The sequence below is a fragment of the Halobellus captivus genome (assembly GCF_003697845.1).
GTDB classification, from domain to species: Archaea; Halobacteriota; Halobacteria; order Halobacteriales; family Haloferacaceae; genus Halorubrum; species Halorubrum glutamatedens.
On the sequence record NZ_RDQE01000001.1, the window covers coordinates 299,308 to 325,657 of the forward strand.

A 26,350-nucleotide genomic window follows, 5' to 3' on the forward strand; every position below is an offset into this window, starting at 1 on the left:
CCATGGACCGCGATTCCCTCCGCGCGGCGCTCGAGCGATGGACCGACTCGGGAGTGGTCGACGAGGAGACCGCGACGCGGATCCGGGAGTTCGAACGGGAGCGGGAGGACCGGACCCCCGAAGCGGAAGAGGACGGCGAAGCGTCGGCGGACGACGACGAAGGATCCGACGAGCGTGGAGAGGCGGCCGACGACGGAAGCCTCCTCGAGGAGAACCGGGTCGTCGTCGCGCTGGCGCTGATGGGCGGGGTCCTCGTCGCGGTCGGCGTCGGCGCGTACCTCTACGAGCGCTGGGAGTCGGTCCCGGTCCTCGCGCGGGTCGTGCTCCTCGTGGGGATACCCGTCGCCGCCGCGGGCGGCGGCGTGCGGCTGCGGGAGAACTCCCCCCGAACCGCACACGGGCTGTGGCTGCTCGCGGCGCTCTTCACCGGCGTGACGCTCTTCCGGCTCGCCGAGCTGACGGCGACGGTCGACGTCGACGCCGCGGAGCCGTGGCTGCTGGCGGCGTGGACCGGAGTCGCGGTCGCGATCGCCGCCGGTCTCGACTCGCGACCGATCGGGGGCGCGGGGGCGACCCTCGGCGCCGCGACCCTCCTGTCGGCGACCGATCCGGCGGAGTTCGTGCTCCTGTTCGGAGCCTACGGCGGGCTCGTCTACGCGGCCGGACTGTCCGCCGACGGCGATACCGACGGACCCACCGCCGACGGCGACTCGGGTCTCCCGCGGTTCGCGGCGACGCTCCGCTGGGTCGGCGGCGCGTTCGCGGTGGCCGCGCTCGTGCCGATCGTCGCGGTCGGGTCGCCGCCGGAGGGCCTCTCCGCCGGGACGGTCCTGCTCGTCGCGGCGAGTTTCGTCGCGAGCGCGGTCGCGGTCGGCCGCGCCGGCGACGACCCGCTCGCTCGATACGCGAGCGCGCCCGCGGTCGTGGTCCCCGCGGCGGCCGTGACCGTCTGGGCCTTCGCCGGCCGCGTCGGCGACTTCGCGGGGTCACTCGTCGCGCTCGGCTGCCTGCTCGGCGTCGTGTTGGCGCTCGTCGTCGGGGCGGTCGGCCTCCGGGAGGCCGCGCCGGCGAACGTGGCCGCGCTCGGCTTCGTGCTCGGCGTGCTCGCCTTCCTCGTCGGGCCGGTCGGGGACGCGATCTCCGGATCGCTGGCGCTCGTCGTCGCCGGAACGGTCCTGCTCGCCGCGGGGCTCGGCGCCGAACGCGGTCGTCGAGCGGTGCTCGCGCGGATCGGATGACCACTCTCGGGGGGAGCGTCGAGGACCGGCGATTCGGGGAGATCAGACCGCGCCTGCGACCGCGTCGATCGCGGTCTCCCACAGCGAGACGCCGAACACGACGCTGGCGGCGAAGTCGAGCGCGAAGAAGCCGAACAGCCCCGCCCCGACGAAGTGCGCCTTCCGGAGGTCGAACCGGTGGGAGAAGCGGTGGAAGAAGTACGCGTTCGCGACGCTCACTGGGACGATAGCGAGCATCTCGCCGGTCCAGATGGCGGTCGGAAACGCGCCGTACTGGGTGGCCAGCGAGATGGTGACGAGTTGGGTCTTGTCGCCGAACTCGCCGAACGCCATCATCGCGAAGATGGGGAGGAAGCCGCCGAACCGGTTCGGCACCCGCCAGCCGAGCAGGGGGACCCGCACGTCGAGTTCGCCCCCGTCGGTCATCGGACCGGTGGTCGCCTCCGGGTCCGCGGCGTCGGGATCGGGGGCGCTCCGGAAGAGCAGGTACGCGAAGACGACGAACAACACCGCCGTCAGCGCGTCGAGATAGATCCCCGGCAACGCCGCGGTTATCGCCCGACCGAACCGGATCTCGAGGACCGTCCAGCCGGCGAAGGCCGCCGTGGCCGCGCTCACGACGACGGCGGGGCGGTACCGCGTCGAGAGCCCGGCGATCAGCAGTTGGACCTTCTCGCCGGGGAGGACCGCGAGCTGCGCGCCGGCGGCGATGAACAGGACGGTCAGCCACGTGGTCTCGGTCATGCGTTACTCGTGGGGGGACGGACCGAACCGTTCCGATCGACGAACGCGATCGGTGAACCGACGCCGGAACGGAATGAACGATCGGTCAACAGGAGAGTTAGACACGACTAAAGAAGAGTTTTGGTTCCGCGGATCCGGCTCACAGCCAGAGGAGCTGGGCGTGTCTGGTCCCGTCGAACTCCAGAACCGCGTCCTCGTCGACGAGTCCGGCCTCGATCGCGACGCCGACCGCCTCCGAACCGACGAGATTTCCCACCTGCGCGCGATGGAGCGCGGCGACGACCGCCTCGGCGTCGGCCTCGACCGCGTCGTCGCCGCCGTAGAACTCCTCGCTCACCGAGAGGCTGGCGCGACCGTTGTCGTAGGTCTCGCCGAGGCAGCCGGCGTCACAGACGGAGACGAGGGTCCCTTCGGGCGTCTCCCGCTCGCGAAGCAGCATCTAGAAGCCCTCTGGACCCTCACCCTGAAGCTCGCGTTCCGGCTCGCCCGCCTCGGGACTTGCGCCGCGACCGCCCGCGCCGCCACGACCGGGCTGGCCGCCGCGACCGCCCTGACCGCCCGGACCGGGCGCGCGTCCGGTCTGCTCCTCGACCAGCTCCTCTTCGGCCTCGCGACGGATCTCCTCGGCGCGGTCGGCGACCTCCTCGGCCCGCTCGTGTTCGCCCGCCTCCTCCAGCGCGCGGGCCTTCTCCTCCAACACGCCGGCGTCGCGGTAGCCGAGGCGGATCGCGTTGTCGAAGCAGTTGACGGCGTCCTCGTGGAGACCGCGCTCGACGAGCAGGAACCCGCGGTTGTACCACGCCTGTGCGAAGCGCGGGTCGATCTCGACGGCGCGCTCGGCGTGTTCGAGCGCCTGCTCGTGGCGGCCGAACTCCCAGAGCGCGTACGCGAGGTTGGTCTCGGCGGTCGCGGCGTGCTCGGAGTCGTCGTCGATGCGCAACGCCTCCTGGTAGGCGCCGATCGCCTCGTCGTACTCCTCGAGTTCCGCGTGGGCCGCGCCCTTGTTCACCCACGCCTCCTGGGCCTCCAGTGAGTCCTCGTCGGCGAACCGGGCGGCACGCTCGAACGTCTCGGTCGCCTCCTCGAACCGGTTTATCCCCATGTAGGAGAGCCCGACGTCGATCAGTCGCTCGACGTCGACGACGTCGCTCTCGACGTTCCGGCGGTCGAGCACGTCCGTGAGCACCCGCGAGTCGACGGGATCGACGGTGGTCGGGTCCGCGTCCAGCTCCTCGGGATCGAGGGTGAACTCCTCGTAGTCGGCGTCGACGCCCTGGCCCGCGGAGAACTCGTGGCGGTCCGCGTCGCGCTCGTCGGTCATATACCCGGATCTGTCGGTCACGGCGGGTAAGCGTTACGTCGGCGGGACGAACGATCGTCATGTGGAAAGTTACCACGAGGCAGGCTAAAACGGTCGTTTTCGCCTACCCGGAGCGTTATGTGATCGGACCGAGTGCTGTTACTCGGTAATGTCAACAGACAAGCTCTCCACGGCCATCACGCCGCGACGACGGGTCGCGGCCGTCGTGTTGGCCGCCGCGTTGCTCGGGGCAGTCGTCGCACCGAGCGTGTACGCGGCGACCAACGAAACGACCGATACGGTGGCCGTCGTCGAAATCGAAGGCCCCGTGAACACGGCCCTCGCCGACGACGTCGAAAGCGAACTCGCAGCGATCCGCGGCAACGACTCCGTCGGTGCCGTCGTCCTGAAGATCGACACGCCCGGCGGCGCGCCGGTCGCGTCCGAACGCATGTACAAGGCGGTCCAGCGCACGAGCCAGCAGATGCCGGTGATCGCGAGCGTCCAGGCGATGAGCGCTTCCGGCGGCTACTACGCGATGGCGCCCGCCGACGACATCTACGTCCTGCCGACCTCGCAGGTCGGGAGCATCGGACTGAACGCACCCAGCCCGCAGACGATCGCGCCCGTCACCGGGCCGAGCGGCCCGGACAAGGCCGGCGGCAACGAGATCCAGGGATGGGCCGAACAGCAGACGCTCGCCGACACCTTCGTCGACGCGATGATGGCCGAACGCGGCGACGAGTTCGAGATGCCCCGCGAGGAGGTCGCACAGGCGGACGTCTATCTCGGCACGGAGGCGGTGCAGAACGGCTTCGCCGACGAGATCGGCTCGCTCAACGAGGCGGTCCACGAGGCCGCGACTCGCGCCGATCTCGGCGACTATCGGGTCGACACCCGCGAGACCGGGCCCGATACCGGCCTCCCGATCCTGCTCCGAACCGATTCGCAGGTCGTCGCGGTGTACGCGAACGACCCGGGTTACGCCGACGTCGAGCCGATGCCCTCCACGTACGTCCACCTCGAGGCGGTCCCGCACGTCGACACGGTGGAGCGGTTCTCCGGGAGCGATCTCGGAGTCGACGAAGCGACCGCCGACGGAGGCGGAACCGGTCCCGCCGCGAACGACACCGCGGCCTCCCTGAACGGGGGTGTCTCCGCGTGAGCCGTCTCGGCGTCCTCGCGGTCGCGTTCCTCGTGACGTTCGCGACGATCGCCGGCGGCGCGGCGATCGCCGGCTACGCGACCGCCGATAGCGCGGCACCCGCACCGGAGATCGAGAACGAACACTACCAGTCGGCGGACGCGATCGAGGACGACGACCCTGGCGAGGCGAACGTGACGATGGAAAGCGACGCGGAGTCACAGACGATCGTCATCGACCCCGGAATCGAGGCAGCCGGCGGCAGCGTGGCGGCCAGCCCGCTGGCGCTCATCGGGTTCGGCGGCCCCGAGGTCACGGACCGCGACGTTCGGCCGCTGGCGAACGCTCTCATCGAGAACGGCCACGACGTCCGGATCTACACGCCCGACCCGAGCAGTCAGCAGCACCTGACCCGACCGGGCGAGACGGGCCCCACGCCGCTCGGCGAGGACCTCGCCGAGGCGGACGCGTTCGTCACGTTCCGGACCGACTACGACGAGGACCAGCTCTCGGAGATCGAGACGTTCGTCGAGGAGGACGGTCGAGTCCTGCTGGCGACCGAGCCCGACACCGCGTTCGACGAGCCGGGGGCGGCATCGCTCGACGCCACGCTCGGGACCACCACGGAGCCGGGGTACGTGTACAACATGAACGAGAACGACCTCAACTACCAGCGGGTGTACGCGGAGCCGACCGGCGACTCCGCGCTGACCGAGGGGGTCGACCGCGCGATGTTCTCGACGGCGACCCCCGTCGGGACGGTCGCCGACGGCGGCGACGAGTTCCGCCCGATCGACGGCAGCGAGCTGTCGACGACGCGGGCGGCGACCGACGCACCTCTCCTGGTCCGTGACGGCGGCGTCGTGGCGGTGGGCGACGGCGACTTCCTCTCGCCGGAGAACGCCCAGCGCGCCGACAACGACGTGCTGATCGGGAACCTGGCGGACTTCCTCGTGGAGAACGACCGGGACCCGGAGACGCAGCCGCCGGAGACGCAACCGGAGGAACCGACAGGCCCGACGGGCCCGACCCAGCCGCCGACGCAACCGACCCAGCCGAGCGAGCCGACGAACGAGACGGCCTGAGGATCGCCGTCCGGGTCGTCGTCGAACCGCACTCGAATCCGTTTTTTCGGTCGAACGACGCTCGAGAGTCCCCGACGCGTCGACGTCGATGATCGCCGACGGGGACCGACGGTGGTGGCTCGGCGGAAGTTATGACTACCCGGCGACCGGATCCCGCAGGCGTCCATGTCATCGTCGCCCTCGACGTCCGTCCGGGCGTTCCTCGCCGTCGAACTGCCCGACGACCTCGCGGAGCCGATCGCCGAGACCCAGTCGTCCCTCGAGGGGGCGGCGGGGATCCGGACCACCGATCCGAAGCAAGCGCACCTCACCCTGAAGTTCCTCGGCGACGTCGCCGTCGACGACCTCGACGACGTGCGCGCCGCGGTCGAGCGCTCGGTCGACCGCGCCGGCGTCACTCCCTTCGACTGTGCGATCGAGGGACTCGGCGTCTTTCCCTCGCTCGAGTACGTCTCGGTCGTCTGGGTCGGGGTGGAGGAAGGGGCCGACGATCTGACGCGGCTCCACGAGGCGTTGGAGGCGGAGACGACGGCGCTCGGGTTCGACCCCGAGGACCACGACTTCACCCCGCACGTCACCGTCGCGCGGATGGACGACGCGCGCGGGAAGGACCTGGTTCAGCGGGTCGTCCGCGAGGAACGCCCGGAGATCGGGAGCTTCACCGTGGAGGAGGTCGCGCTGATCGAGTCGACGCTGACCGACGAGGGGCCGATCTACGAGCCGATCAGGCGGTTCGCGCTCGGATCCAAGTCGGGGATCGACGACGAGGTGTCGCGGACGTGAAGCGACTACGCTACGGCCGATATCGCGGCCTCGACGCCGGCTTCGGCCGCGTCTCGGTCGCCACCACGACCGACCAACACGACGGCGTTTCCATCGACCCGTCCGCTCCAAAGCAGGTAGGTCACGCCACCGGTCTCACCGCCGACGAACGTGACGTCGCGATCCTCGACGACCGTCGTGTATTGCCTGTCCGTCTGTGAACCGAACACCTCACGCAGATACGTTTCCGCCGCCGTCGCTGACTCCGCCGGAGTCACGACGAGACGATCCGCGTCGACATCCGGTGTAGGTGCGGCATCGACGGCGTCGATGGTGTCGTCCTCCGGCGTCGCCTCCTCGAGTGGTTGATACTCGAAGGAGGGACGCGGATCGATCCGATCGATCCGGTCGTAGTGCTCCGAGAGCGACGAAATGAGTCCCGAGTACGCACTGAACGAGTCGTCCGTTTCCTGCGTCCCGTCGTAGTCGTCCGAAGAACCATCGCCCGTTTCCTGGTCGTCGACCTCCTCGCTCCGATCGCGAAAGTAGAGTTCAGCACCGCCAACGACACCGGTCAAGGCGAGAACAGCCAACAGATCTCGACGATGAGTCATTCGGATGCACCTCCAGAGAACCCAGTCAATTCTGCCGGGTCGAGATCGTACGCCTCCGCGTTCACCGATGATACCGTCTGTCGTTCCACGTCCCGCCATGCGCCGCCGATCGCGAGATAGTGTTCCTTGGCCGCCGAGTAGAGGGTGTCACCGATCGTCGCATAATCCTCGGCGAGATCCGAGGCCCCGTCGATCACGTCCCAGATCCTTCCTGAACGCAGATTGCTCATCCGATCGTAATACTCGGCCGCACCCAGGTACGCCATCGCGCCCATGTGGTTGTAGGACGCCATCAACGAGTGATACTGAACCATATCACCCGGCGTCAGCGCCCAGTCCTCCGCCAGTACGGTCTTCGCCTGGATCCGATCGATCAACGGGAGACGAACCGTATCGTATGCGTGAAACAGCGCGGCGATCCGCGCACGGAGGTCGAACACAGCGTCAAGCTGTGACGCGGCGAGATCGATCGTCTCCGCGAGTAGAAACGTCTCGGTGGCCGATACCCCGACTGCAGCAGTCTGAGTAAAATTCGGCGAGGTGGTGAGGCGGTCCGCCATGGTGGCGTAACCGTCGGCGAAGTCAGCGCCTGCCTCAACGACACCGTATCCGGTGACGGCCGTCGAGACGAGTTCCGTCTCGTGGTCGCCGAAGTCTTCGATCGACTCGACAGCATCTAGCTGTGTCTCGATCGTCTCGGCAGTGGCACAACTCGCGGTCATCATGCCGAATGCCCGTTCGTACGGACGCTCGGACTCCGAGATCGACCAACTGATCGAATCCCGAAGGAGGTCCGCCCCGGCGCCAATGGCGCTCGGAGGAGACACTTTGAAAAGGGCATACGTTTCCAGAACACCGGTCGTAATTTCGAGGAAACGGTTCAGTAACTCGAGTCCACGCATGTTCTCCCGGCGTGATTCGGCCTCCGCCCGCCGACGGTCCCAATCGAGACGTGGAGTCGTTCGACTCGCGAGATGCGTGAGAAACGCGTCGACGGCCTCTGTCGGTGAAACGAGGTCGAATTCAGGGGTAGTCACCGCAAACTGACCGGATTCCGTTTCCGGAACATTCCGTATCACGTAGTAACGAGCGTCGTTTACCGTTACTTCCTCGTACTCACCGGCGGAAAAGTCGAGATCCGGAACGGACGGCTCGGTGTCGTCGTCGGGCGGTTCGGGGTCATCGCTCGGGGGATCGGCGGGCGTCCCATCCGATTCTTCGGAATCGTCGGCCGTGACCGAGAGGTCATCCCAGTAGACGGTGAAGTCATCGCTCTTCAACTCCAAGGCGGACAGATCGTCCTCGTGGTCGACGACATCGCGCGTTACGGTAACGCTCGAGTTGCCATCGATCACACACTCGTGTGTAACCTTCCCGTCCGCACGGCGATAGGTGACCGTGAACTTCGTCCATTCGCCCGGCGTGTACTCGCCGACGACCTCCCCGTTCGATGCGACGGTGCCATCAGGTCGAAATCGGAGGAGGCCCGCGGCCGAGCCCTCGGACCACGAGGAGCTCGCGACCGTTCGAAACCTGATCCCGCCGCTCTGATCCTCGTGGCATCCGACCGATCCGTCACCACGCTTGAACGATCCACGGACCGTCATCGTGTCGGCAGTCTCGACTGGCGCACGGGCGAGAGCCCGCCAACAGGCACCGTGTGACCCGCTCATGCGATACGCCTGAGACCCGCTCGGGGATGATTCCGAGACGACCTCCTGATCGGTATTTCCGGCAAGCACGAAGTACGACGGAACGGTTCCGGTAGAATAGTCCTCGAAATCATCGGCGAAGATCGAGTCATCCGTCTGTCTGACACCTGTTGAGTCGCCGGACGAATCAAACATCGACCGATCAGCCACGGTCTCACTGTGGGTCATCGGACCACCTTCTGCCACCATTGAACACGGTGTTCATATAGCAGGAATATAGTCGGGGAGTATTAATTTATTCGCTGATATAATTGTGTCCACCGAAGTGTAGATCAGACTTCACCACCGGATTCGGGACCCACGACCGGATACTCGATCCGGACCCGCCTCACTCGCGTCGGGGTCGCGCCGGTGACGACGAGCACCACGTCGCCGACCGCGACGCGGTCGCCCTCCTCGGGGAGTCGACCGACGCGCTCCGTGACCAGCCCGGCGACGGTCTCGAACCCGGCGTCGGTCGGGAGGTCGAGCCCGAGGACCTCGTTGAGGTACGCGACGGTGGTCCAGCCGCGCGCGACCGTGACGCCGGGTTCGACCACGTCGACGTGGTCGGTCTCGCGGCGTCCGACCAGTTCGCCGACGACCTCCTCGACGACGTCCTCCAGGGTGGCGAGACCGACGACCGCGCCGAACTCGTCGACGACGAGAACCATGCGCGCGCCCGTCTCGCGCATCTCGGCGAACAACTCGTCGACCGGCTTGGTCTCGGGGACGAACGTCGGCTCCGTGAGAACGCTCGCGAGGTCCTCGCTAGCCTCGTCGGCACGGATCGCGTCCCGAACGTCGACGATCCCCACCACGTCGTCGCGGTTCTCGCCGTAGACGGGCAGCCGCGTGAGGTGTTCGGCGGCGGCCGTCGAGACGACCCCGCGGGGCGTCGTCGTGTCGGGGACCGCGACCATGTCGGTGCGGGGGACCATCACCGCGGTGACGCGGGTGGCTCCGAGGTCGAGGACGCCGCGGATCATCGCGCCCTCGTCGGGAGCGAGCGCGCCCGTCTCCTCGCCGGAGAGCACGAGCGCCCCGATCTCCTCGCGGCTCAGGTACGACTCGATGGCCGTGTCGCCGCCGACGATCCGGGTGACGACCCCGCTCGCGGCCTCGAAGACGTAGAGGACCGGCCGGAGGAGTCGCTGAACCGCGACGACCGGGCGGGCGACCCGGAGCGCGTGTCGCTCCGCGTTCGCGACCGCGTACGACTTCGGCGCGATCTCGCCGAAGACGATGACGAAGAAGGAGGTGAAGACGGTCGATCCCGTGGCGGCCTGCCCGGCGGGGAGGTACTGGACGAGCACCGCGGTCGCGACGGAGGCGGCCGCGATGTTCGCGACGTTGTTGCTCACGAGCGCGGTGACGAGGAACTGGTGGGGGTTCTCCCGGAGCGACGAGAGCGCCGCGCTTCCGGGGACCGCGTCGGCGACGAGCGCGTCGACGCGGTGTTTCGCGACCGAGAACACGGCGAGTTCCGAACTCGAGAAGAAGGCGCTGATCCCGGTCAGTGCGAGGATCGCGGCGGCCCCGAGAAACGAGAGCGTGAGGTCCATACGGCCACATGCGCGTCGACCCGAAAGGGTGTATCGGCGGGGAACGGCCGCGGACGACGGTGGGAGCCACACGGATCGACGTCGCGTCGACACCACGACACCGTGACCGCGGTTCACGGAGATACGCATGGACGAGGTGTTTCCACCCGAAGTGAAGGGGTAGTGTAACCACGATCTCGGATCGTAAATGACGCATTATCGAAAAGTTCGGACAGGCAAAACGGCGCGATGAAGAAAGGGTTAACACCGCCCCGAGGGTCGATACGGACATGAAGGTACTCGTCACGGATCCGATCGCCGACCCGGGCCTCGAACGGCTCCGGGAGGCCGGTCACGAGGTGGAGACGGACTACGACGTCGAGGGCGAGGCGCTTTTGGACGCCGTCCGCGACGCCAACGCGCTCATCGTGCGGTCGGGGACCGCGGTCACGGAGGCCGTCTTCGAGGCCGCGAGCGAGCTCGTCATCGTCGGCCGCGCCGGCATCGGCGTCGACAACATCGACATCGACGCTGCGACCGACCACGGCGTCATCGTCGCCAACGCGCCCGAGGGGAACGTCCGGGCGGCCGCCGAGCACACGGTCGCGATGACGTTCGCGGTCGCACGGTCGATCCCGCAGGCGCACGGCCGGCTGAAGGACGGCGAGTGGGCGAAAGGCGAGTTCCTCGGCACGGAACTGAACAACAAGACCCTCGGGATCGTCGGGCTCGGCCGCGTCGGCCAGGAGGTCGCGAAGCGGCTCGACTCGCTCGGGATGGATCTCGTCGTCTACGACCCGTACATCTCCGAGGAGCGCGCCGCGCAGTTCGGCGCGGACCTCGTCGACGACCTTCACGAGACGCTCTCCCGCGCCGACGTGGCGACGGTCCACACCCCCCTCCTCCCCGAGACCGAGGGGATGATCGGCGAGGACGAGCTCGCCCAGCTGGAGGGCGGCTACCTGATCAACTGCGCCCGCGGCGGCATCGTCGACGAGGACGCGCTCGCGGCCGCCGTCGACGACGGCGTCGTGGCGGGGGCCGCGCTCGACTCGTTCGCCGAGGAGCCGCTGCCCGACGACTCGCCGCTTCTCGACGTCGAGGACGTCGTCGTCACCCCGCACCTCGGGGCGTCGACGGAGGCGGCCCAGGAGAACGTCGCCGTCGACACCGCGGAGGCGGTGATCGCGGCGTTCAACGGCGAGCCGGTGCTCACCGCGCTCAACGCGCCCTCGGTCGACGAGACGGCGTTCCCGCGGATCGAGCCGTACATCGCCGTCGCGGAGACCGCCGGCAAGGTCGCCGCCCAGCTGCTCGACGGCCGGATCACGGGGGTCGAGGTGACCTACGAGGGAGACATCGCCGCCGAGGACGTCGAGCTCGTCACGGCGTCGGCGCTGAAGGGCGTCTTCGAGCCGCTCGAGTGGCAGGTGAACGCGGTCAACGCCCCGCGGCTCGCCGAGGAGCGCGGCATCGAGGTGACCGAGTCGAAGACCCGCCAGACCGAGGACTTCCAGAGCATCGTGCGGGTCTCCGTCCACAACGGCGACGACTCCATCGCCGTCGAGGGGACGCTGTTCGCGGGCGAGGACCCGCGGATCGTCCGTATCGACGGCTTCCGCGTCGACGCCGTCCCGTACGGCCACATGCTCGTCGCGCGCAACACGGACGAGCCGGGCGTCATCGGGCTCATCGGCACCGTCCTCGGCGACCACGACGTCAACATCGCGGGGATGTTCAACGGTCGCGAGACGCAGGGCGGCCAGGCCCTGACCGTGTACAACCTCGATCACCCGGTCCCCGAGGCGGCCATCGAGGCACTCCTCGCCGACGACCGTATCGTCGAGGTCACCGAGATCACCCTCGACGGTGCCGACGAGCGGCAGGCGGAGTAGCCGTTCGGACCCACGCGCCGACGTGCGGGACGTTCTCACGGCGCGTCGCGAAAACTTTAGACGGGGGAGCGGCCTACCTCGGGGCAATGAGTCGCGGCCCCGAACTGATAATCACGGAGAAGGACAACGCCGCCCGGCGGATCGCCGAGATCCTGAGCGGCGGCTCCGCGACGGCGGAGCGGAAGAACGACGTCAACGTGTACAAGTGGGGCGGCAAGCGGTGCATCGGGCTGTCGGGCCACGTCGTCGGCGTGGACTTCCCGCCGGAGTACAGCGACTGGCGCGACGTCGAGCCCGTCGAGCTGATCGACGCGCCGGTCCGGAAGACACCGACCCAGGAGGGGATCGTGAGCGCGCTCCGGACGCTCGCGCGCAACGCCTCGCGGGTCACCATCGCCACCGACTACGACCGCGAGGGCGAGCTGATCGGCAAGGAGGCCTACGAGCTGGTTCGTGAAGTGAACGAGGACGCCCCGATCGACCGCGTCCGGTTCTCCTCGATCACGGAGAACGAGGTCCGGGAGGCCTTCGCGGACCCCGACGACCTCGACTTCGACCTCGCGGCCGCCGGCGAGGCCCGCCAGGTGATCGACCTGACGTGGGGGGCGGCGCTCACACGCTTCCTCTCGCTTTCGGCCCGCCAGCTCGGAAACGACTTCATCTCGGTTGGACGGGTCCAGGGGCCGACGCTCAAGCTGATCGTCGACCGAGAGCGCGAGATCCGCGCGTTCGACCCGGAGGCGTACTGGGAGCTGTTCGGCGACCTCTCGAAGACCGGCGGCGACCCCTTCGAGGCGCAGTACTTCCTCGAGAACGACAGGGGGAACGAGGCCGAGCGGGTCTGGGACGAGGCCGTCGCGGGGACGCTCACGGAGGCGCTCGCGGCCGCGGACGACGCGGTCGTCGACGACGTCCGCCGTCGAACGCGAACTGACGAGCCGCCGACCCCGTTCAACACGACCGCGTACATCCGCGCGGCGGGGTCGCTCGGCTACTCCGCCCAGCGGGCGATGTCGATCGCCGAGGAGCTGTACACCGCCGGCTACGTCACCTATCCCCGGACCGACAACACGGTGTACCCCGACGACCTCGAGCCCCGAGAGCTGCTCGAGGAGCTGTCGGGCGACGTGGCGTTCGGCGACGATGCGGCGAGCCTCCTCGACCGCGACGACGGGGAGATCGAGCCGACCGAGGGCGACGAGGAGACCACCGACCACCCGCCGATCCACCCGACCGGCGACCTGCCCGGCGCGTCCGACCTCTCCGACGACGAGCGGGAGGTGTACGAGCTGATCGTCCGCCGCTTCCTCGCGACCTGCGCGCCGGCCGCCGAGTGGGAGCGGCTGCGCGTCGTCGCGCTCGCGAACGGGGAGGCGACCGCGATCGCGAACGAGGCCGACCCGCTCGCCGCCCTCCGGAACCCCGACGACGCGGAGGGAACGCCCGAACTGGCCGCCGACGGCGGGCTCCGGCTGAAGGCGAACGGGAAGCGCCTGCTCGAGGCCGGCTACCACGAGGTGTACCCGTACCGCTCCAGCGACGAGCGGATCGTGCCCGATGTCGAGGTGGGCGAGACGCTCTCGCTCTCGGGTCGGCGGACGGAGGCCAAGGAGACCCAGCCGCCCCGCCGCTACGGGCAGTCGCGGCTGATAGAGGAGATGGAGAAGCGCGGCGTGGGGACGAAGGCGACCAGACACCGGACCCTCGAGAAGCTGTACGACCGCGGCTACGTCGAGGGCGACCCGCCGCGGCCGACCCGGCTGGCGGAGTCGGTCGTCGAGGCCGCGGAGGGCTTCGCGGAACACGTCGTGAGCGAGGAGATGACCGCCCAGCTCGAACGCGACATGCAGGCGATCGCCGCGGGCGAGAAGGGGTACGACGAGGTGACCGCCGCCTCGCGAGAGCTGCTCGACCGCGTCTTCGAGGACCTCACCGAGTCCCGCGAGGCGATCGGCGACCAGCTCCAGGAGTCGCTGAAGGCGGACAAGACGCTCGGGCCGTGCCCGGAGTGCGGCTCGGACCTCCTCGTCAGGCAGTCGCGGGCGGGTTCGTACTTCGTCGGCTGTGACGGGTATCCCGACTGCGAGTACACCCTCCCGCTTCCCTCGACCGGGAAGCCGCTCATCCTCGACGAGGCCTGCGACGACCACGACCTCCACCACGTGAAGATGCTCGCGGGACGGAAGACGTTCGTCCACGGCTGCCCGCGGTGTAAGGCCGACGAGGCCGACGAGGCCGAAGACGAGGTCATCGGGGCGTGCCCCGATTGTGGTACGGGCGCGGCTTCGCCGCGAGACGAAGGCGGTGAAACCGCCGACGCCGGCGGAGAGCTCGCCATAAAGCGGCTCCGCTCCGGCTCCCGACTGGTCGGCTGTACCCGGTACCCCGACTGCGACTACTCGCTGCCGCTGCCGCGCCGCGGCGAGATCGAGGTGACCGAGGAGACCTGCGAGGAGCACGACCTCCCGCATCTCCGGGTTCACTCCGGCGACGAGCCGTGGGAGCTCGGCTGTCCGATCTGTAACTACCGGGAGTTCCGCGCGCGAGAGGAGGGCTCCGAGCTCCAGACTGTCGAGGGGATCGGCGAGCGGACCGCCGAGAAGCTCGAGGGGGCGGGGATAACCGGCGTCGACGAGCTCAAATCGGCGGATCCCGACGACCTCGCGGGCGACGTCGACGGCGTGGGGCCGGACACGGTCCGCGACTGGCAGGCGAAGGCGGACTGACCGGGACTGGCAGGCGAAGGCGGACTGACCGGGACTGGCAGGCGAAGGCGGACTGACCGGGACGGGAGCGTACCGGATGGCCGGACGGGGCCGATCGACTGGAGCGGCCGGATCGGCCGGATCGGCCGGCCCGCTCGGCGACGGCATCGATCGAACGAACACGCACGCATATACGTCCGGAGCTACTTCGCTCGGTATTCATGGCCCGCGAGGACGGGGACGACGTCGCGCTCGCCCGGTCGCTCGTCGGAGCGATCCCGGCGGCGGCGCTCGCGTGTGATCCCGGAAGCCTCGCGATACGCGCCGTCAACGACGCGGCGGTGACCCTCCTCTCGCGGGAGGCGTCGTCGCTGACGCTGTCGGGGCTGCCGGACCTCGCCGCGTCGGGAACGACGGTCGCGGGCGTGCCGGTCGGGGAGGCGTTCTCGACGGTCGCCGCGAGCGAGGGGTCAGTCACCGCGGAGGTCGACGTCGCGGTGGACGGCGAGACGCGGCGGATCCGTCTCCGAGCGCACGCGACGACGCTCGGCGGACGGGAGTGGCTGATCGCGGTCGCGACCGACGTCACGGAGCGGGTGCGCGCCGAGCGGGGAAACCGCTCGCGCGCCCGAACGCTCGACGCCGTCGCGTCGACGCTCCCGATGGCGCTGTTCCGGTGTGACACGCGGGGAACGATCGTCCGATGGAACGAACGGGCGAGCCAGGACACCGGCTACGGCGCGGTCGACCTCGACGGGCGCGCGTTCCCCGACCTGTTCGACGACGACGGGTCGGCCGTCTCCGAGGGGTTGACGCGAGTCTACCGGGACGGGACGGTCGACGAGCGCGACGTGACGCTCGTGACGCGCACCGGCGAGGAGGTGCCCTACCGGCTGACGATGGGACCGATGACGGACGGGTCGGCGGTGTCCGGAGTCGTCGTGATCGGCGAGGACCGGACGGACGAGTCGGTTCGCGAGGAACGGCTCGCGGTGTTGACTCGGGTGCTCAGACACAACTTCCGGAACGAGCTCAACGTCGTGACCGGCTTCTCGGAGCAGGCCCGGAACGCGGTCGAGGACCCCGACGTGGCCGCCCAGTTGGACCGCGTGGTCGACACCGCGGGCCGTCTGCTCCACCTCGGCGAGACGGCCCGAAAGGTCGAGCGTCTCCTCGCCGAGCGACCGGAGCCGGAACCGCTCCCGCTGTCACGGGTGGTGTCGTCCGCGATCGAGTCGCTCCCCGCGCGACTTCGCGAGTCGGCCGACGTCGACGTCGACGTCCCACCCGGCATCACCGTCTTCGGGGTCGATCGGCTGTCGGACGCGCTCGCCGAGCTCGTCGACAACGCGATCCGTCACGGGGACGCCGATCGACCGAACGTTCGCGTCTCGGCCGCGGAGCTCCCGAGCGAGTCGTGGGTCTCGCTCGTCGTCGCCGACGACGGTCCGGGGATTCCACCCGCCGAACGCGCCGTGCTTACCGGGAAGGAGACGCAGTTGAAACACACGAGCGGCCTCGGACTGTGGTACGTCCACTGGGTCGTCACGGCGGGCGGCGGCCGCCTCGACATCACGGAGAGCACGGACGGCGGAAGCCGGATCGAGCTCGTCCTCCGGATTCCCGACGACGGGTGAATCCCTCACTCCCGAAGCCGGACTTCGTCGCCGACCTCGACCTCGTCGGCCGCCCCCGCGGGCAGCTCGACGACGGTGTCCGCCCCCCCGCGGGCGAGTCCGACGAGCGGCGCGAGCCGTTTCACCCTCGTTACCTCCCCGTCGACGAGCCAGACGACGTCGAGCGCGAACGGAACGAAGAGCATGTGGATCCACCGCGTCTCCGCCTCCTCGAAGGGGAACACGAGCGCGTAGTCGTCCGGGATCGACCGGCGGAACATCAGCCCGCGTGCCCGTGCGAGCCACGAGTCCGCGACGTCGACGTCGCTCGCGAGGGTCCGTTCGTCGGTCGCGGTCGGGTTCCGGGCGGGCCGGTGGACGAGTCGCACGTCGATTTCGTCGTCGTCGGTGGGTAAATAGCCCGGTGAGTCGGGCGGGAACCCCTACTCCGACTCGATCAGGAGCGGGCCGTCGTCCGGGACCGCCATGTCGAGCAGCGCGTCGTTCTCGTAGACCGCGGCGCGCTCGCGACGACTGAGGACGTACCCGTCGCGCTCGGCGGCGACCTCGGTCTTCACCTCGCCGTGACCGTCGACGATCTCGGCGACGACGTCGCCGGCCTCGACGAACTCCCCCTCCGTCGTTCGATACCGGACGATCCCCGCGACGTCGGCGTGCGGGCCGTCGAACCGACGGAGCTGGCCGTCAGGATCGAACTCGAACTCGGGGTGTCGGTCGGCGGGTTCCTCGACCATCTCCAGCGCGTGGAGGACGTTCCAGACGCCGTCGACGGCCGCCGCGGCGACGTCGCGTTCGACGACGAGCCGGCCGCCGAGTTCCGGGGTGAACGCCGGGATCCCGTCGGCGACGGCCGCCCCGGTGAGCGAGTGCTGGAGGTCGCGGGTCTCGGTCTCCCCCGGCGGGTACTGGTTGACGACCGGCATGCCGAACGCCTCGGTCAGCTCGACGAGTTCGTCGCGAAGGACCGCCGCGTCTGACACGCTCCGGCCCTCGCCGTAGGGAACTCGGGGCAGTATCGTGTACGGATGCGTCGCCACCCACGCGGTGTGCAAGGAGAGGATCGCGTCGGCCGTCTCCCGCATGTCCTCGTAGATCCGCTCACAGACGACCTGCTGGGTGCGCGGCGGGGCCTCGGATCCGGCGTCCTCGCGGCCGAAGTAGCGGTTCGGGTCGTCGCCGTGGTAGTAGGCGGCCCGGGAGTTGGTTCGGAACCCGGCCGGGTTCATCACCGGGAGACAGACCACCGCCCCCGCCAGCTCGGCGACGTCGACCCGGTCGGCGACCTCGTGGGTCACCGCCATTCCGGTCGGCTCGTCGCCGTGGATCGTTCCCGTCACCCACACGACCGGCCCGGACTCCGCGCCGTTGAGGACCGTCACCGGAAGGTCCTCGGATCCCCCGACGGGGAGCTCCGTGACCGTCCGGTAGCCGGTCGCCGTCTCGCCCGGGTCGGCGTCGGCCGTGCCGACCTTCATCCGTTTCCTCCGTCGGTTCGCGATCGTCCGTCGTCGCGGCGTGTCATCACGCCCGATCCGAGTGGCTCCGGCGACATCAGTCTACGTGCTCCGCTCACGAGAGCTCGTCCGCCCAGGGCCACGGGCGGTCCTCGCCCCACGGCCACGAATCGGTCGCCTTCATGCCGACGTCGTGACCCCCCTCGATCGTCTCCTCTTTGACCGCGTCGGGATCGCGTCCCTCGATCTCACGGTCCGCCTCGGCCAGCTTCGCGACCCCCGCCGCACACAACACCGTCAGCTCGCGGAGGTCACGGATATCGAGCTTGTCGAGCGTGTCGCCGTGGGTGTGTCCCCAGCCGCGGCCGCTTCCGTCGGCCGTCGACCGTCCCTGCCCGGCGGCGACGCCGCGCTGGACGAACGGCCAGTGGTCGCTGTGCGGGCGGAGCCCGTCCTCCACGACGACGGGCACGTCGAACTCCTCGCTCACTTCCTCGAACGCCTCGCCGAGCCCCGACGCGCCGTGAGGATATATCTCGAGGTTCCGCGAGTAGCCCGCGCCGTCGACGTTGAGCACGCACTTCACGCGGTCGAGGTCGTGCGTGTGCGACCAGTAGTACGAGCCGTAGAGCCCGGTCTCCTCGGCCCCGAAGACGACGAGCCGAACCCGCGTCTCGAGCTCGTCCTCGATCGACGCGAGCACCCGGCCGACTCCGACGGCGAGCGCCGATCCGAAGCCGTTGTCGTTCGCGCCGACGCCCACGTCGTGCGCGTCGACGTGGGCGGTGTACAACACCTCCTCGTCGGTGTCGGGGCCGACGACGGCCTCGACGTTCGCGGACGTGGCCGGCTCGTTGCGCGCCTCGACCGAGAGCGTCGCCTCGATGCCGCCGTCGCCGTCGACCGCGTCGCAGTGACGCGTGAGCTGACTGCCGAGCTCCTTGCTCAGTCCGACCGCCGGGATCGGCCCCGGCCCGTTCGTGTGATTGATGGAGCCGGTCGGCGGGAGTGCCCCCTCGATGTGGTTGTAGAACAGGAATCCCTCCGCGCCCGACTCGGACGCGTAGTCGTACTTCTCGCTGCGGTGAACCCACCGACCGTAGTCGTCGGGGGTGAGACTCGACGCCATCGCGATACAGCCGGAGAGGTCGACGTCCTCGAAGTCCTCGGGGAGGCCGTACCCCATGTCGACGATCTCGCCGGTCACCTCGCCGGAGGGCGTTCCCGGGAGCTCGACGAGCTCGTGGCTCCCGTCGAACGTGGTCGTTCGGCCGTCGTGATCGACGGTCAGGGAGGCCTCCCCGCGCCACCAGCCGGGGATCGGGAACTCGGTCGTCGAGACCTCGGAGAGGCCCGCCTCCTCGAAGGCGTCGGCCACGAGCGACGCTCCCGCGGCCTCCCCCTCGTGACCCGGCATCCGGTCGCCGAGGTCCGCGAGGTCGGCGAGCAGCTCCCAGGCGGTCGAATCCGTGTACGCGTCACCGACGGTCTCGGACGGCAGGGTCGTCATACGCTCGCACACAGGCGCTTCCGGTATATGAGTATCCGGGGACGACGGGGGAATTGCCGGGAGATCGCGACCGACCCCCGCCCCCGAGCGCCGGATCGACCCGGGAAGTTATGTCGATCGGGTCGAAGCGAGCGTATGGAACCCTTCCTCGCCGTGATCCTGATCGGGCTCCCGCTCGCGTGGCTCGCCGCCTTCGCGGCGTACGCCTACCTCGACGCGCCGAAACACGGGATGAACCCGCGGAAGTGGGCCGCGATCTCGTTTTTCGTCCCGCTTTTCGGGTTCTTCGCGTACCTCTTCGAACGCGAGGAGCGCGACTACGACCCGGAGGAGGACCCCTACGCGCAGGGCGCGACCTTCGCCGTCCACGAGTCCAGACGCGGCGAGGAGCTGCTCGAGCCCGGCGGGACGAAAGCTCGCGACGTCGACGGAAGGGAAACGACTGATGATGACGGAACGGTCGACGGAAGCGGAAGGACCGACGACGGCGGGAGAACCGACGGAAGCGGAAGGACCGACGGAAGCGGAAGGACCGACGACGGCGGGAGAACCGACGGGATCGACCCGGACGACGAGTGGAACGACCCGCCGGGCGTCGACCTCTGAGGGCGAGCGGTTCCGGCCGGCCGACGCCTCAAAGCAGGTCCAGAAGCGCCGTTCGGCGACGGTCGAGGTCGAAGGCCGCGTCCGGGGCGTCGAGTCGCTCGAGGAAGGCGAGGACGTCCGCCCCCCCACGTTCGGCGTGCTCGACGAGAGCCTCGATCGACGCGCGGGACAGCGCGAACGACTCCAGATGACCACACAGAAGCGCGAGCGCGATCCCGGCGTCGCCGTCGGGAAACGCCGGATCGACCGCGGCGAGATCGGGCGGACCGTCCGGGATCGAGTCGATCCCGGCATCGACCGCGGGAGCGACCCGGAGACACCGCGTACAGATCGCCGCCTCGTCGGCGGGCGCGTGGTCGCGAAGCTCCGACGGGACGGGAAAGGCGACGACGGACGAGGAACAGTGTGGACAGGCCATCGTTGGTTCGAGATGAGAGAGGAGAGAGCGTGAACCGACGCGGCGCGCGTTTCAGTCGGCCGCTTCGGGCTCCTCGACCGCTGCGGCCGCGGCCGCCGCCTCGGCTTCGGCCTCCTCCGCTTTCGCCTCCTCCTCCTCCTTTTTCGCTTTGATCTTCTTCAGCCGGAAGATCTCCTCGCGCTCCTGTTCCTCGAGCTTCTGCTCGATGTACTCCTGGTTCTCGTAGAGACGGGGAAGGAGGGTGAACTCGAGAGCGTTGACGCGGCGCTTCGTCGTCTCGATCTCCTCCAACATCTTCTTCATCGCCGTCTCGACCTCGGCCGCGAGGATGATCGACTCGAGCAGTTCCTCGTAGGCGTCGGCCGCCTCGTCGATCCGTGCGGAGGAGCCGAGCAGGCCGTATCCCCGCTCGTCGAGGCTCTTCTTCACCTTCGAGGACTCGATCTGCGGTACGACCACGCCCATGATGTTCTTCGACTGGGTCGTGATCTCGGGGTGTTCCTTCAGCGCCGCGGCCGCGCCGCGGACCGCGACGTCGCCCTCCATCGCGCGGGCCATGTCGATCTTGCGCTGGGCCGTCTCGTAGTCGTCGGCCATGTCCGACCGGACGTCCTGGGCCTGGTCGAGGATGTCCATGAACTCCATGATGAGGCCGTCACGCTTCTGTTCGAGCGTGTCGTGACCCCGCTCGGAGAGCTCGATCCGGTCCTCGATCGCCATCAGGTTCTTCCGGGTCGGTTTGACGTCCTTTGCCATCTTGTGGGAAGGTAGTGAACCGAGCCTGTTAACCTTTTACTGTTCATCGAAGCGGGAGCGCGAGGAGCCCGCCGTCAGGTCGTCCGGGCGGGCGTGAACGACGGGCGTTCGTCCGGGGCCTTATCCGTCCGGTGCCCGGTCCGAGGTGTCGGGTACCCGGTCGGCGATCTCGGACGACCGGTCGGGAACGTCGGGCGTCCCGACCGCCTCCCGCACGGCGTCACCCATCCGGACCGTCACCAGTCGGTAGAGGACGAGCCCCTGGACGACGAACAGGTTGGTCACGAGGAAGAACACGGCCTCCTCGAGCGGGAGACCCGCCACCGTGATCCCGGTCGTGTGCTGGTCCGAGATCACCCAGATCCCGTACTCGATGGCGACCCGGTCGACCGTACAGAGGTATAGCGTCGGAACCAGCGTTCCGAGCGCGACGGTGCGCCGTCGCGCCCAGAGCTGCGGCGATCCGACGACCCACTGTATGGCCAAAACCGGCGCGGCCCACGCCAGAACGGCACCGAGGTAGAACCCCTCCCCGGAACCGAGCAGCCACCAGCCGAGGACGCCGATACCGCCCGCGAGCCCGAACGTTCCGACCCGCCATGTGACCGGATGCGCCGTTCGGGGCCACTCGGCCCGAGCGTGGAAGTGCGAGAGCCACAGCGCCGTGATCCACGGCTGGACGAGGATGAACAGGTACTCCTCGATCGGCGCATGCCAGAGCCGAAAGAGCGTTCGCCCGTCGCCGTACCACCACACCCCTCTGGCGATGAGGTAGTTGTCCCACGGGGTCGTGTACGCGAGCGCGACGACCGTGATCACGACCACTCCCGCCCAGTAGTGGCGCCAGCCGTGGAGCCGTTGGTCCGGGGTCCCGACGACCGATGACCGGCTCACGAAGCCGGTCGCGATCAGGAACAGCACCGCCGGGACGAGGAACGCGAGGTGGAACTGGAGATAGGTGAACGGGATCATTGTGGATCGTCGTTGCGGTGGACGTGGCGTTGCGGGAGTCGTGGCGGTCCGTCGTCGATCCGTCTCGGGACAGCGTTCGTGGAGCGGGCGTGAGCGATCCGGACGCGTCCCGAACGATGGTCCGCGTGTCGGCGACTCCGACGCGGTCAGTCGGCCGGAATCGCCGACGCGATCAGTCCGCGGGGGTCGTGGACGCCGATCCCGCGGCGTCGAGCACCTCGCGGCTCGACAACAGAATGATCCCGAACCCGACCTTCGCGACCAGGTCCAGTACCATGAATCCGGCCGTCTCGATGTTCAGCGAGACGATCCCGAGGCCCTCGGTCCCGAGGATCCACCAGACCGGATAGACCAACCAGATGACCACGATCAGCGTCCGCAGGGTGCTGAACGTCGAGGCCGCCCCACCGGACAGCCGGCTCGCCTTCTCGTCGAGCGAGCCGTACAACATGTACAACAACACGAGCAGGAAGCCGGTCGAGACGCCCCACCACACCAGCCGCGTTCCGCCGGCGGAGAGCACGGCGGCGCTGGTCGACAGCGTCGCGACCGCGCCGGTGCCGATCATGAGCACGTCGAGCCCGACCAGCGAGGCGAGTTGGTTTCGGTTCGCCCCGACGAGGAGGCCGAGATCGACGAGCAACAGCGGCGTCGTGAACAGCCAGTCGGTGTACCGCGCCCAGTAGATGGGCACCTCCTCGCCGCCGAGTTGTATCGTGGTCAGCCCGAAGCCGAGCGCCATCGCGAGGTAGTTGACGAACGCGATGGCGGTGATGAATATCGTGACGATGTAGAACTCCTGACGACGTCTGTCAGTCTCGCCCCAGCCCCTGGCGATGAAGTACAGCATCCCCAGGAACATTCCGAGCGTACCGATCCAGAGCCATACGCCTTCGGTGCCGGGTTGTGCTGTCATACGACGATCGATCATACGAGTTCGTCGCTAGTAAACGAAGTACACAACTGGTTAGGTATCACCCGATCCGCGGCAACCAGCCTCCTTCCCGGCGGCCAACCACCCTCCGGACAGCCGGTCCCGCCTATCGATCGAACAGCGCCGTCGCGAGCTTTCGCTGTGCCGCGCGGAGATGCTGGTGGAACGTCGACCGGGAGACGCCCATCGACTCGGCGAGCTCGTCGCCGCTCGTTCCGTGAGGCCACTCGAAGTACCCGGCCGTGTGCGCGCGAACGAGTGCGGCTCGCTGTCGCTCCGTCAGTCGCGACTCGATCTCGGCGACGAACTCGTGGCGGGTCTCGTGCCGCCGCTCGTGGCGACGATACTCGACGAGGTCCGCCGTCTCGAACCGATCCATCGCGTCGTTTGCGAGCGATCGTGCGAGCTCTTCCCGGCCGACTTCCACGGTCGTGGTGGCGATCCCCTTCTCGAGTTCCCAGCCACACAGCTCGCCGCTGTACTCCCGGAGCAGGTCGCGGAGCGACGCGTCACCGACCGACAGCTCGATGACGGGTACGTCGGTCGCCTCGGCGAGCACCGCGTGGACCACGATCCCCGTCTCCTCGGCAGCCGCGTGGATCGTCTCGACGTCGACGTCCCCCGCGTCCGCGAGTTCGAACAGCAACGACCGCTCCTCACGGTCGCCGACCCGCCCGACGTACTGGAGCCCACGGGACAGCGCCCCGGCGAAGGCGGCGAGTGGATGGCCATCGATCGCGAGCCGAAACTGGACAACTTCGTCACCGTGGAGCGTTCGCTGGCTCTCGAGGGCATTGAGACCGATCGCGACGATCCGGCCCACCGTCGTCAACACGTCGCGTTCGTGCTCCCGGAACTCCGCGGTCCGAACGTACACGGCGATGGCGCCGTACGTCGCCGTTCCGAAATACAGCGGCACGCCGGCGACCGCGGCGGCCGCAGTCGACTCCGCCGACTCGATCGGTTCGAGGTGGACGGAGCGATCGTCGAACGCCGCCGTGATCGCGGCCTCGACTCCCCGATCGCCGGGGCCGTCGATCGCCACCTGAAGCGTCTCGGCGTCCGAGCAGGTCGATCCCGCGGCGACTCTCGAGGCGATCGTCTCCGAGGCGGGATCGTACGTGCCGATCCACGCGCCGGCATAGGTGTTCGAGAGGCTCCGGACGACCGCCCGTTCGAGCTCCGTTCGCGAGGAGGCGCGAGCGACGGCCTCGCTGACGTCGGCGACCACACCGTCGAGGCGTTCCAGCAAGCGTCGCTGGACGTTCCGTTCGTGTTCGATCCGAGACGCCCGGTCCGCCGCCGCCTGCTCGGCGCGCTTTCGACGCGTGACGTCCTGTTGGAAGCCGACGTAGTAGACGATCTCGTCGGCGTCGTTCCGTAACGGAGCGATCGTCACCTCGTTCCAGAACAGTTCCCCGCTTCGCCGATAGTTGCGGAGTTCGACGGTCGTGGCCGTCCCGTCCTCGATGGCGGTACGCATCCGCATGACGGGCTTCTCGCGGGTCGCCTCACCCTGGAGGAACCGACAGTTCCGCCCGACCGCGTACGACGGAGGAAAGCCGGTGATACGCTCGAAGGCGGCGTTCGCGTAGATCAACGGCATGTCCGGCCGCGTCGCGTCCGCGACGGTGATCCCCACCGGAGCTTCGTCCATCGTGCGGGTCTTCAGCGACTCGTCGACCGCGTCGGTGCTCGCCGACGTCGCCGGATCTCCCTCAGGTGAACCTCGATCGAGCGTCGGCTCCGGCCCGAGGTTCGGCTCCGAATCGACGTCCGGATCGCTCGACCGTGTCATGTATGGAGACGGTGCCGAAGCCACAAAACGTGTGCGGCGAATACGGAGGAGACGCGTCGCTCGCGGGCGTACGGCGTCCTCGATCCGAAGTCGTGCCGATGAAAAGTGGATCCGGAGCGTCAGTCCGCGGCTTCGACGACTTCGCGCTCGGAGTCGTCCTCGCGGTAGTACTCCTCGATGTACTCCTCGTCGACGCGGTTGAGCTCCTCCTTCGGCAGCATCGAGAGGAGGTCCCAACCGATCTCGAGCGTCTCCTCGAGGTCGCGGTTCGTCTCGAAGCCCTGGTCGACGAACTCCGTCTCGAACGCGTCCGCGAAGTCGAGGTACTTGTTGTCACGCTCGGAGAGCGCCTCGCGACCGACGATGTTCACGAGGTCGCGGAGGTCCTCGCCCTCCGCGTACGCCGCGTACATCTGGTCGGAGACGCCGCCGTGGTCCGCACGGGTCAGCCCCTCGCCGATCCCGTCGTCCATCAGCCGTGAGAGGCTGGGGAGGACGTTCACCGGCGGTTGGAGCCCCTGACTGTTGAGGTCGGGGTCGACGTAGATCTGCCCCTCCGTGATGTACCCGGTCAGGTCCGGGATCGGGTGGGTGTCGTCGTCGCCGGGCATGGTGAGGATCGGGATCTGCGTGACCGAGCCCTCGCGACCCTGGATCCGGCCCGCGCGCTCGTACAGCTGGGCCAGGTCGGTGTACATGTACCCGGGGTAGCCACGCCGGCCCGGAACCTCCTCGCGCGCCGCGCCGATCTCACGGAGCGCCTCGCAGTAGTTCGTCATGTCCGTGAGGATGACGAGCACGTGGTAGTCCTTCTCAAAGGCGAGGTACTCGGCCGTCGTCAGGACCATCCGCGGGGTGACCGTCCGCTCGACCGCGGGGTCGTCCGCGAGGTTCATGAAGACGACGGAGCGCTCGAGCGCGCCGGTGCGCTCGAAGTCCTCCATGAACTCGTTGGCCTCCTCGGCGGTGATCCCCATCGCGCCGAAGATGACGGCGAACTCGGAGCCCTCCTCGTCGCCGCTCTCCTCCTCCTCGGGCACGCTCGCCTGCCGGGCGATCTGCATCGCCAGTTCGCTGTGCGGCTGGCCCGAACTCGAGAAGATCGGGAGCTTCTGTCCCCGAACGAGGGTGTTCATGCCGTCGATGGCGGAGACGCCCGTCTCGATGAACTCCTCGGGATACTCCCTCGAGTACGGGTTGATCGCCGCGCCGACGATGTCCTGTCGCTCCTCCGGGACGATCTCCGGGCCGTCGTCGATCGGGCGGCCCGAGCCGTCGAGCACCCGCCCGAGGAGGTCCTCGGTGACGGGCATCTTCATCGTCTCGCCCAGGAACCGGACGGACGCGTTCTGGTCGATACCGGAGGTGCCCTCGAAGACCTGGATGGCGACGACGCCCTCCGAGGACTCGAGCACCTGACCGCGCAGCGTCTCCCCCTGTGCCGTCTCGATCTCGACGATCTCGTCGTAGCCGATGGCCTCGTCGACCTCGGCGTACACGAGGGGGCCGCTGATCTCGGTGATGGTTTGATACTCTTTCATGG

General features: G+C 68.7%; 22 protein-coding genes and 1 pseudogene. 8 read left to right on the top strand and 15 right to left on the bottom strand.

The window, feature by feature from the left end:
- Positions 1 to 2 precede the first annotated feature (2 nt).
- The gene (locus tag EAO78_RS01580; RefSeq protein WP_122104100.1) at positions 3 to 1,238 is read left to right on the top strand and encodes a DUF2157 domain-containing protein; all 1,236 of its coding nucleotides are present in this window, start codon (positions 3 to 5) and stop codon (positions 1,236 to 1,238) included.
- Positions 1,239 to 1,280: 42 nt separating this feature from the next.
- Here the strand turns inward: EAO78_RS01580 and EAO78_RS01585 are convergent, their stop codons facing one another.
- From EAO78_RS01585 to EAO78_RS01595, 3 genes are all read right to left on the bottom strand, one after another.
- Positions 1,281 to 1,982, bottom strand: coding sequence for a TMEM165/GDT1 family protein (locus EAO78_RS01585; protein WP_122104101.1), 702 nt, complete (start codon positions 1,980 to 1,982; stop codon positions 1,281 to 1,283).
- A gap of 139 nt (positions 1,983 to 2,121) precedes the next feature.
- A complete protein-coding gene (locus tag EAO78_RS01590) occupies positions 2,122 to 2,421 on the bottom strand; it encodes a DUF424 domain-containing protein (RefSeq protein WP_122104102.1) in 300 nt (99 codons plus the stop codon).
- Complete coding sequence (locus EAO78_RS01595; protein WP_122104103.1) at positions 2,422 to 3,303, bottom strand: tetratricopeptide repeat protein; 882 nt, start codon at positions 3,301 to 3,303, stop codon at positions 2,422 to 2,424.
- A 148-nt stretch (positions 3,304 to 3,451) separates the two neighbouring features.
- On the opposite strand from EAO78_RS01595, the gene EAO78_RS01600 reads away from it, so the two are divergent.
- The 3 genes from EAO78_RS01600 (at position 3,452) to thpR (ending at position 6,294) form a co-directional block, all read left to right on the top strand.
- A complete protein-coding gene (locus EAO78_RS01600) occupies positions 3,452 to 4,447 on the top strand; it encodes a S49 family peptidase (RefSeq protein ID WP_122104104.1) in 996 nt (331 codons plus the stop codon).
- Positions 4,444 to 5,511 (top strand): hypothetical protein, encoded by a 1,068-nt coding sequence (locus tag EAO78_RS01605; protein ID WP_122104105.1) that lies wholly within the window; start codon positions 4,444 to 4,446, stop codon positions 5,509 to 5,511. The genes EAO78_RS01600 and EAO78_RS01605 overlap by 4 nt, the downstream gene beginning before the upstream one ends.
- Positions 5,512 to 5,676: 165 nt before the next feature.
- Complete coding sequence (gene thpR, locus EAO78_RS01610) at positions 5,677 to 6,294, top strand: RNA 2',3'-cyclic phosphodiesterase (protein ID WP_122104106.1); 618 nt, start codon at positions 5,677 to 5,679, stop codon at positions 6,292 to 6,294.
- 5 nt (positions 6,295 to 6,299) lie between these two features.
- On the opposite strand, the gene EAO78_RS01615 is transcribed toward thpR, so the two are convergent.
- The 3 genes from EAO78_RS01615 to EAO78_RS01625 form a co-directional block, all read right to left on the bottom strand.
- A complete protein-coding gene (locus tag EAO78_RS01615) occupies positions 6,300 to 6,887 on the bottom strand; it encodes a hypothetical protein (protein WP_136516474.1) in 588 nt (195 codons plus the stop codon).
- Positions 6,884 to 7,789 carry a hypothetical protein gene (locus EAO78_RS17630; RefSeq protein WP_136516475.1) on the bottom strand — a complete coding sequence of 302 codons (906 nt, stop codon included), beginning with the start codon at positions 7,787 to 7,789 and terminating at the stop codon, positions 6,884 to 6,886. Before EAO78_RS17630 ends, EAO78_RS01615 begins: the two co-directional genes overlap by 4 nt.
- A 1,082-nt stretch (positions 7,790 to 8,871) precedes the next feature.
- A complete protein-coding gene (locus EAO78_RS01625; protein ID WP_122104109.1) occupies positions 8,872 to 10,143 on the bottom strand; it encodes a hemolysin family protein in 1,272 nt (423 codons plus the stop codon).
- Between the two features lie 269 nt (positions 10,144 to 10,412).
- On the opposite strand from EAO78_RS01625, the gene serA reads away from it, so the two are divergent.
- From serA to EAO78_RS01640, 3 genes are all read left to right on the top strand, one after another.
- Positions 10,413 to 12,017 carry a phosphoglycerate dehydrogenase gene (gene serA, locus EAO78_RS01630; RefSeq protein ID WP_122104110.1) on the top strand — a complete coding sequence of 535 codons (1,605 nt, stop codon included), beginning with the start codon at positions 10,413 to 10,415 and terminating at the stop codon, positions 12,015 to 12,017.
- Positions 12,018 to 12,103: 86 nt separating this feature from the next.
- Positions 12,104 to 14,743, top strand: coding sequence for a DNA topoisomerase I (locus tag EAO78_RS01635; RefSeq protein WP_122104111.1), 2,640 nt, complete (start codon positions 12,104 to 12,106; stop codon positions 14,741 to 14,743).
- Positions 14,744 to 14,943: 200 nt separating this feature from the next.
- A complete protein-coding gene (locus tag EAO78_RS01640) occupies positions 14,944 to 16,359 on the top strand; it encodes an ATP-binding protein (protein WP_122104112.1) in 1,416 nt (471 codons plus the stop codon).
- Between the two features lie 5 nt (positions 16,360 to 16,364).
- Here the strand turns inward: EAO78_RS01640 and EAO78_RS01645 are convergent, their stop codons facing one another.
- The 3 genes from EAO78_RS01645 to EAO78_RS01655 all read right to left on the bottom strand — a co-directional run bounded on the left by EAO78_RS01645 (position 16,365) and on the right by EAO78_RS01655 (position 19,323).
- Positions 16,365 to 16,727 carry a DUF192 domain-containing protein gene (locus tag EAO78_RS01645; RefSeq protein ID WP_122104113.1) on the bottom strand — a complete coding sequence of 121 codons (363 nt, stop codon included), beginning with the start codon at positions 16,725 to 16,727 and terminating at the stop codon, positions 16,365 to 16,367.
- Between the two features lie 54 nt (positions 16,728 to 16,781).
- Positions 16,782 to 17,834, bottom strand: a complete 1,053-nt coding sequence (locus EAO78_RS01650; protein WP_122104114.1) for a succinylglutamate desuccinylase/aspartoacylase family protein — start codon at positions 17,832 to 17,834, stop codon at positions 16,782 to 16,784.
- A 94-nt stretch (positions 17,835 to 17,928) separates the two neighbouring features.
- Entirely contained in the window at positions 17,929 to 19,323 is a 1,395-nt protein-coding gene (locus EAO78_RS01655; protein WP_122104115.1) for a M28 family metallopeptidase, read from the bottom strand.
- Between the two features lie 135 nt (positions 19,324 to 19,458).
- On the opposite strand from EAO78_RS01655, the pseudogene EAO78_RS18700 reads away from it, so the two are divergent.
- Positions 19,459 to 19,791 (top strand): annotated as a pseudogene (locus tag EAO78_RS18700) (PLD nuclease N-terminal domain-containing protein); the annotation flags it as partial.
- 166 nt (positions 19,792 to 19,957) lie between these two features.
- Here the strand turns inward: EAO78_RS18700 and EAO78_RS01665 are convergent.
- From EAO78_RS01665 to EAO78_RS01690, 6 genes are all read right to left on the bottom strand, one after another.
- Positions 19,958 to 20,347 (bottom strand): DUF6276 family protein, encoded by a 390-nt coding sequence (locus EAO78_RS01665; protein ID WP_122104117.1) that lies wholly within the window; start codon positions 20,345 to 20,347, stop codon positions 19,958 to 19,960.
- A 51-nt stretch (positions 20,348 to 20,398) separates the two neighbouring features.
- Complete coding sequence (locus EAO78_RS01670; RefSeq protein WP_122104118.1) at positions 20,399 to 21,103, bottom strand: V-type ATP synthase subunit D; 705 nt, start codon at positions 21,101 to 21,103, stop codon at positions 20,399 to 20,401.
- Positions 21,104 to 21,223: 120 nt separating this feature from the next.
- Positions 21,224 to 22,075: a lycopene cyclase domain-containing protein gene (locus EAO78_RS01675; protein ID WP_122104119.1), complete on the bottom strand. Its 852-nt coding sequence runs from the start codon at positions 22,073 to 22,075 to the stop codon at positions 21,224 to 21,226.
- 172 nt (positions 22,076 to 22,247) lie between these two features.
- Positions 22,248 to 22,991, bottom strand: coding sequence for a bacteriorhodopsin (locus EAO78_RS01680; RefSeq protein ID WP_122104209.1), 744 nt, complete (start codon positions 22,989 to 22,991; stop codon positions 22,248 to 22,250).
- A gap of 124 nt (positions 22,992 to 23,115) precedes the next feature.
- Complete coding sequence (locus EAO78_RS01685) at positions 23,116 to 24,807, bottom strand: helix-turn-helix domain-containing protein (protein WP_122104120.1); 1,692 nt, start codon at positions 24,805 to 24,807, stop codon at positions 23,116 to 23,118.
- A gap of 119 nt (positions 24,808 to 24,926) precedes the next feature.
- The gene (locus EAO78_RS01690) at positions 24,927 to 26,348 is read right to left on the bottom strand and encodes a V-type ATP synthase subunit B (RefSeq protein WP_122104121.1); all 1,422 of its coding nucleotides are present in this window, start codon (positions 26,346 to 26,348) and stop codon (positions 24,927 to 24,929) included.
- Positions 26,349 to 26,350: the final 2 nt, after the last annotated feature.

Excerpts from the sequence above, each read along its gene's own strand:
- EAO78_RS01580 (WP_122104100.1), top strand. The coding sequence starts at position 3 with ATGGACCGCGATTCCCTCCGCGCGGCGCTCGAGCGATGGACCGACTCG.
- EAO78_RS01585 (WP_122104101.1), bottom strand. The coding sequence starts at position 1,982 with ATGACCGAGACCACGTGGCTGACCGTCCTGTTCATCGCCGCCGGCGCG.
- EAO78_RS01590 (WP_122104102.1), bottom strand. The coding sequence starts at position 2,421 with ATGCTGCTTCGCGAGCGGGAGACGCCCGAAGGGACCCTCGTCTCCGTC.
- EAO78_RS01595 (WP_122104103.1), bottom strand. The coding sequence starts at position 3,303 with ATGACCGACGAGCGCGACGCGGACCGCCACGAGTTCTCCGCGGGCCAG.
- EAO78_RS01600 (WP_122104104.1), top strand. The coding sequence starts at position 3,452 with ATGTCAACAGACAAGCTCTCCACGGCCATCACGCCGCGACGACGGGTC.
- thpR (WP_122104106.1), top strand. The coding sequence starts at position 5,677 with ATGTCATCGTCGCCCTCGACGTCCGTCCGGGCGTTCCTCGCCGTCGAA.
- EAO78_RS01615 (WP_136516474.1), bottom strand. The coding sequence starts at position 6,887 with ATGACTCATCGTCGAGATCTGTTGGCTGTTCTCGCCTTGACCGGTGTC.
- EAO78_RS17630 (WP_136516475.1), bottom strand. The coding sequence starts at position 7,789 with ATGCGTGGACTCGAGTTACTGAACCGTTTCCTCGAAATTACGACCGGT.
- EAO78_RS01625 (WP_122104109.1), bottom strand. The coding sequence starts at position 10,143 with ATGGACCTCACGCTCTCGTTTCTCGGGGCCGCCGCGATCCTCGCACTG.
- serA (WP_122104110.1), top strand. The coding sequence starts at position 10,413 with ATGAAGGTACTCGTCACGGATCCGATCGCCGACCCGGGCCTCGAACGG.
- EAO78_RS01635 (WP_122104111.1), top strand. The coding sequence starts at position 12,104 with ATGAGTCGCGGCCCCGAACTGATAATCACGGAGAAGGACAACGCCGCC.
- EAO78_RS01640 (WP_122104112.1), top strand. The coding sequence starts at position 14,944 with ATGGCCCGCGAGGACGGGGACGACGTCGCGCTCGCCCGGTCGCTCGTC.
- EAO78_RS01650 (WP_122104114.1), bottom strand. The coding sequence starts at position 17,834 with ATGAAGGTCGGCACGGCCGACGCCGACCCGGGCGAGACGGCGACCGGC.
- EAO78_RS01655 (WP_122104115.1), bottom strand. The coding sequence starts at position 19,323 with ATGACGACCCTGCCGTCCGAGACCGTCGGTGACGCGTACACGGATTCG.
- EAO78_RS01665 (WP_122104117.1), bottom strand. The coding sequence starts at position 20,347 with ATGGCCTGTCCACACTGTTCCTCGTCCGTCGTCGCCTTTCCCGTCCCG.
- EAO78_RS01670 (WP_122104118.1), bottom strand. The coding sequence starts at position 21,103 with ATGGCAAAGGACGTCAAACCGACCCGGAAGAACCTGATGGCGATCGAG.
- EAO78_RS01675 (WP_122104119.1), bottom strand. The coding sequence starts at position 22,075 with ATGATCCCGTTCACCTATCTCCAGTTCCACCTCGCGTTCCTCGTCCCG.
- EAO78_RS01680 (WP_122104209.1), bottom strand. The coding sequence starts at position 22,991 with ATGACAGCACAACCCGGCACCGAAGGCGTATGGCTCTGGATCGGTACG.
- EAO78_RS01685 (WP_122104120.1), bottom strand. The coding sequence starts at position 24,807 with ATGACACGGTCGAGCGATCCGGACGTCGATTCGGAGCCGAACCTCGGG.
- EAO78_RS01690 (WP_122104121.1), bottom strand. The coding sequence starts at position 26,348 with ATGAAAGAGTATCAAACCATCACCGAGATCAGCGGCCCCCTCGTGTAC.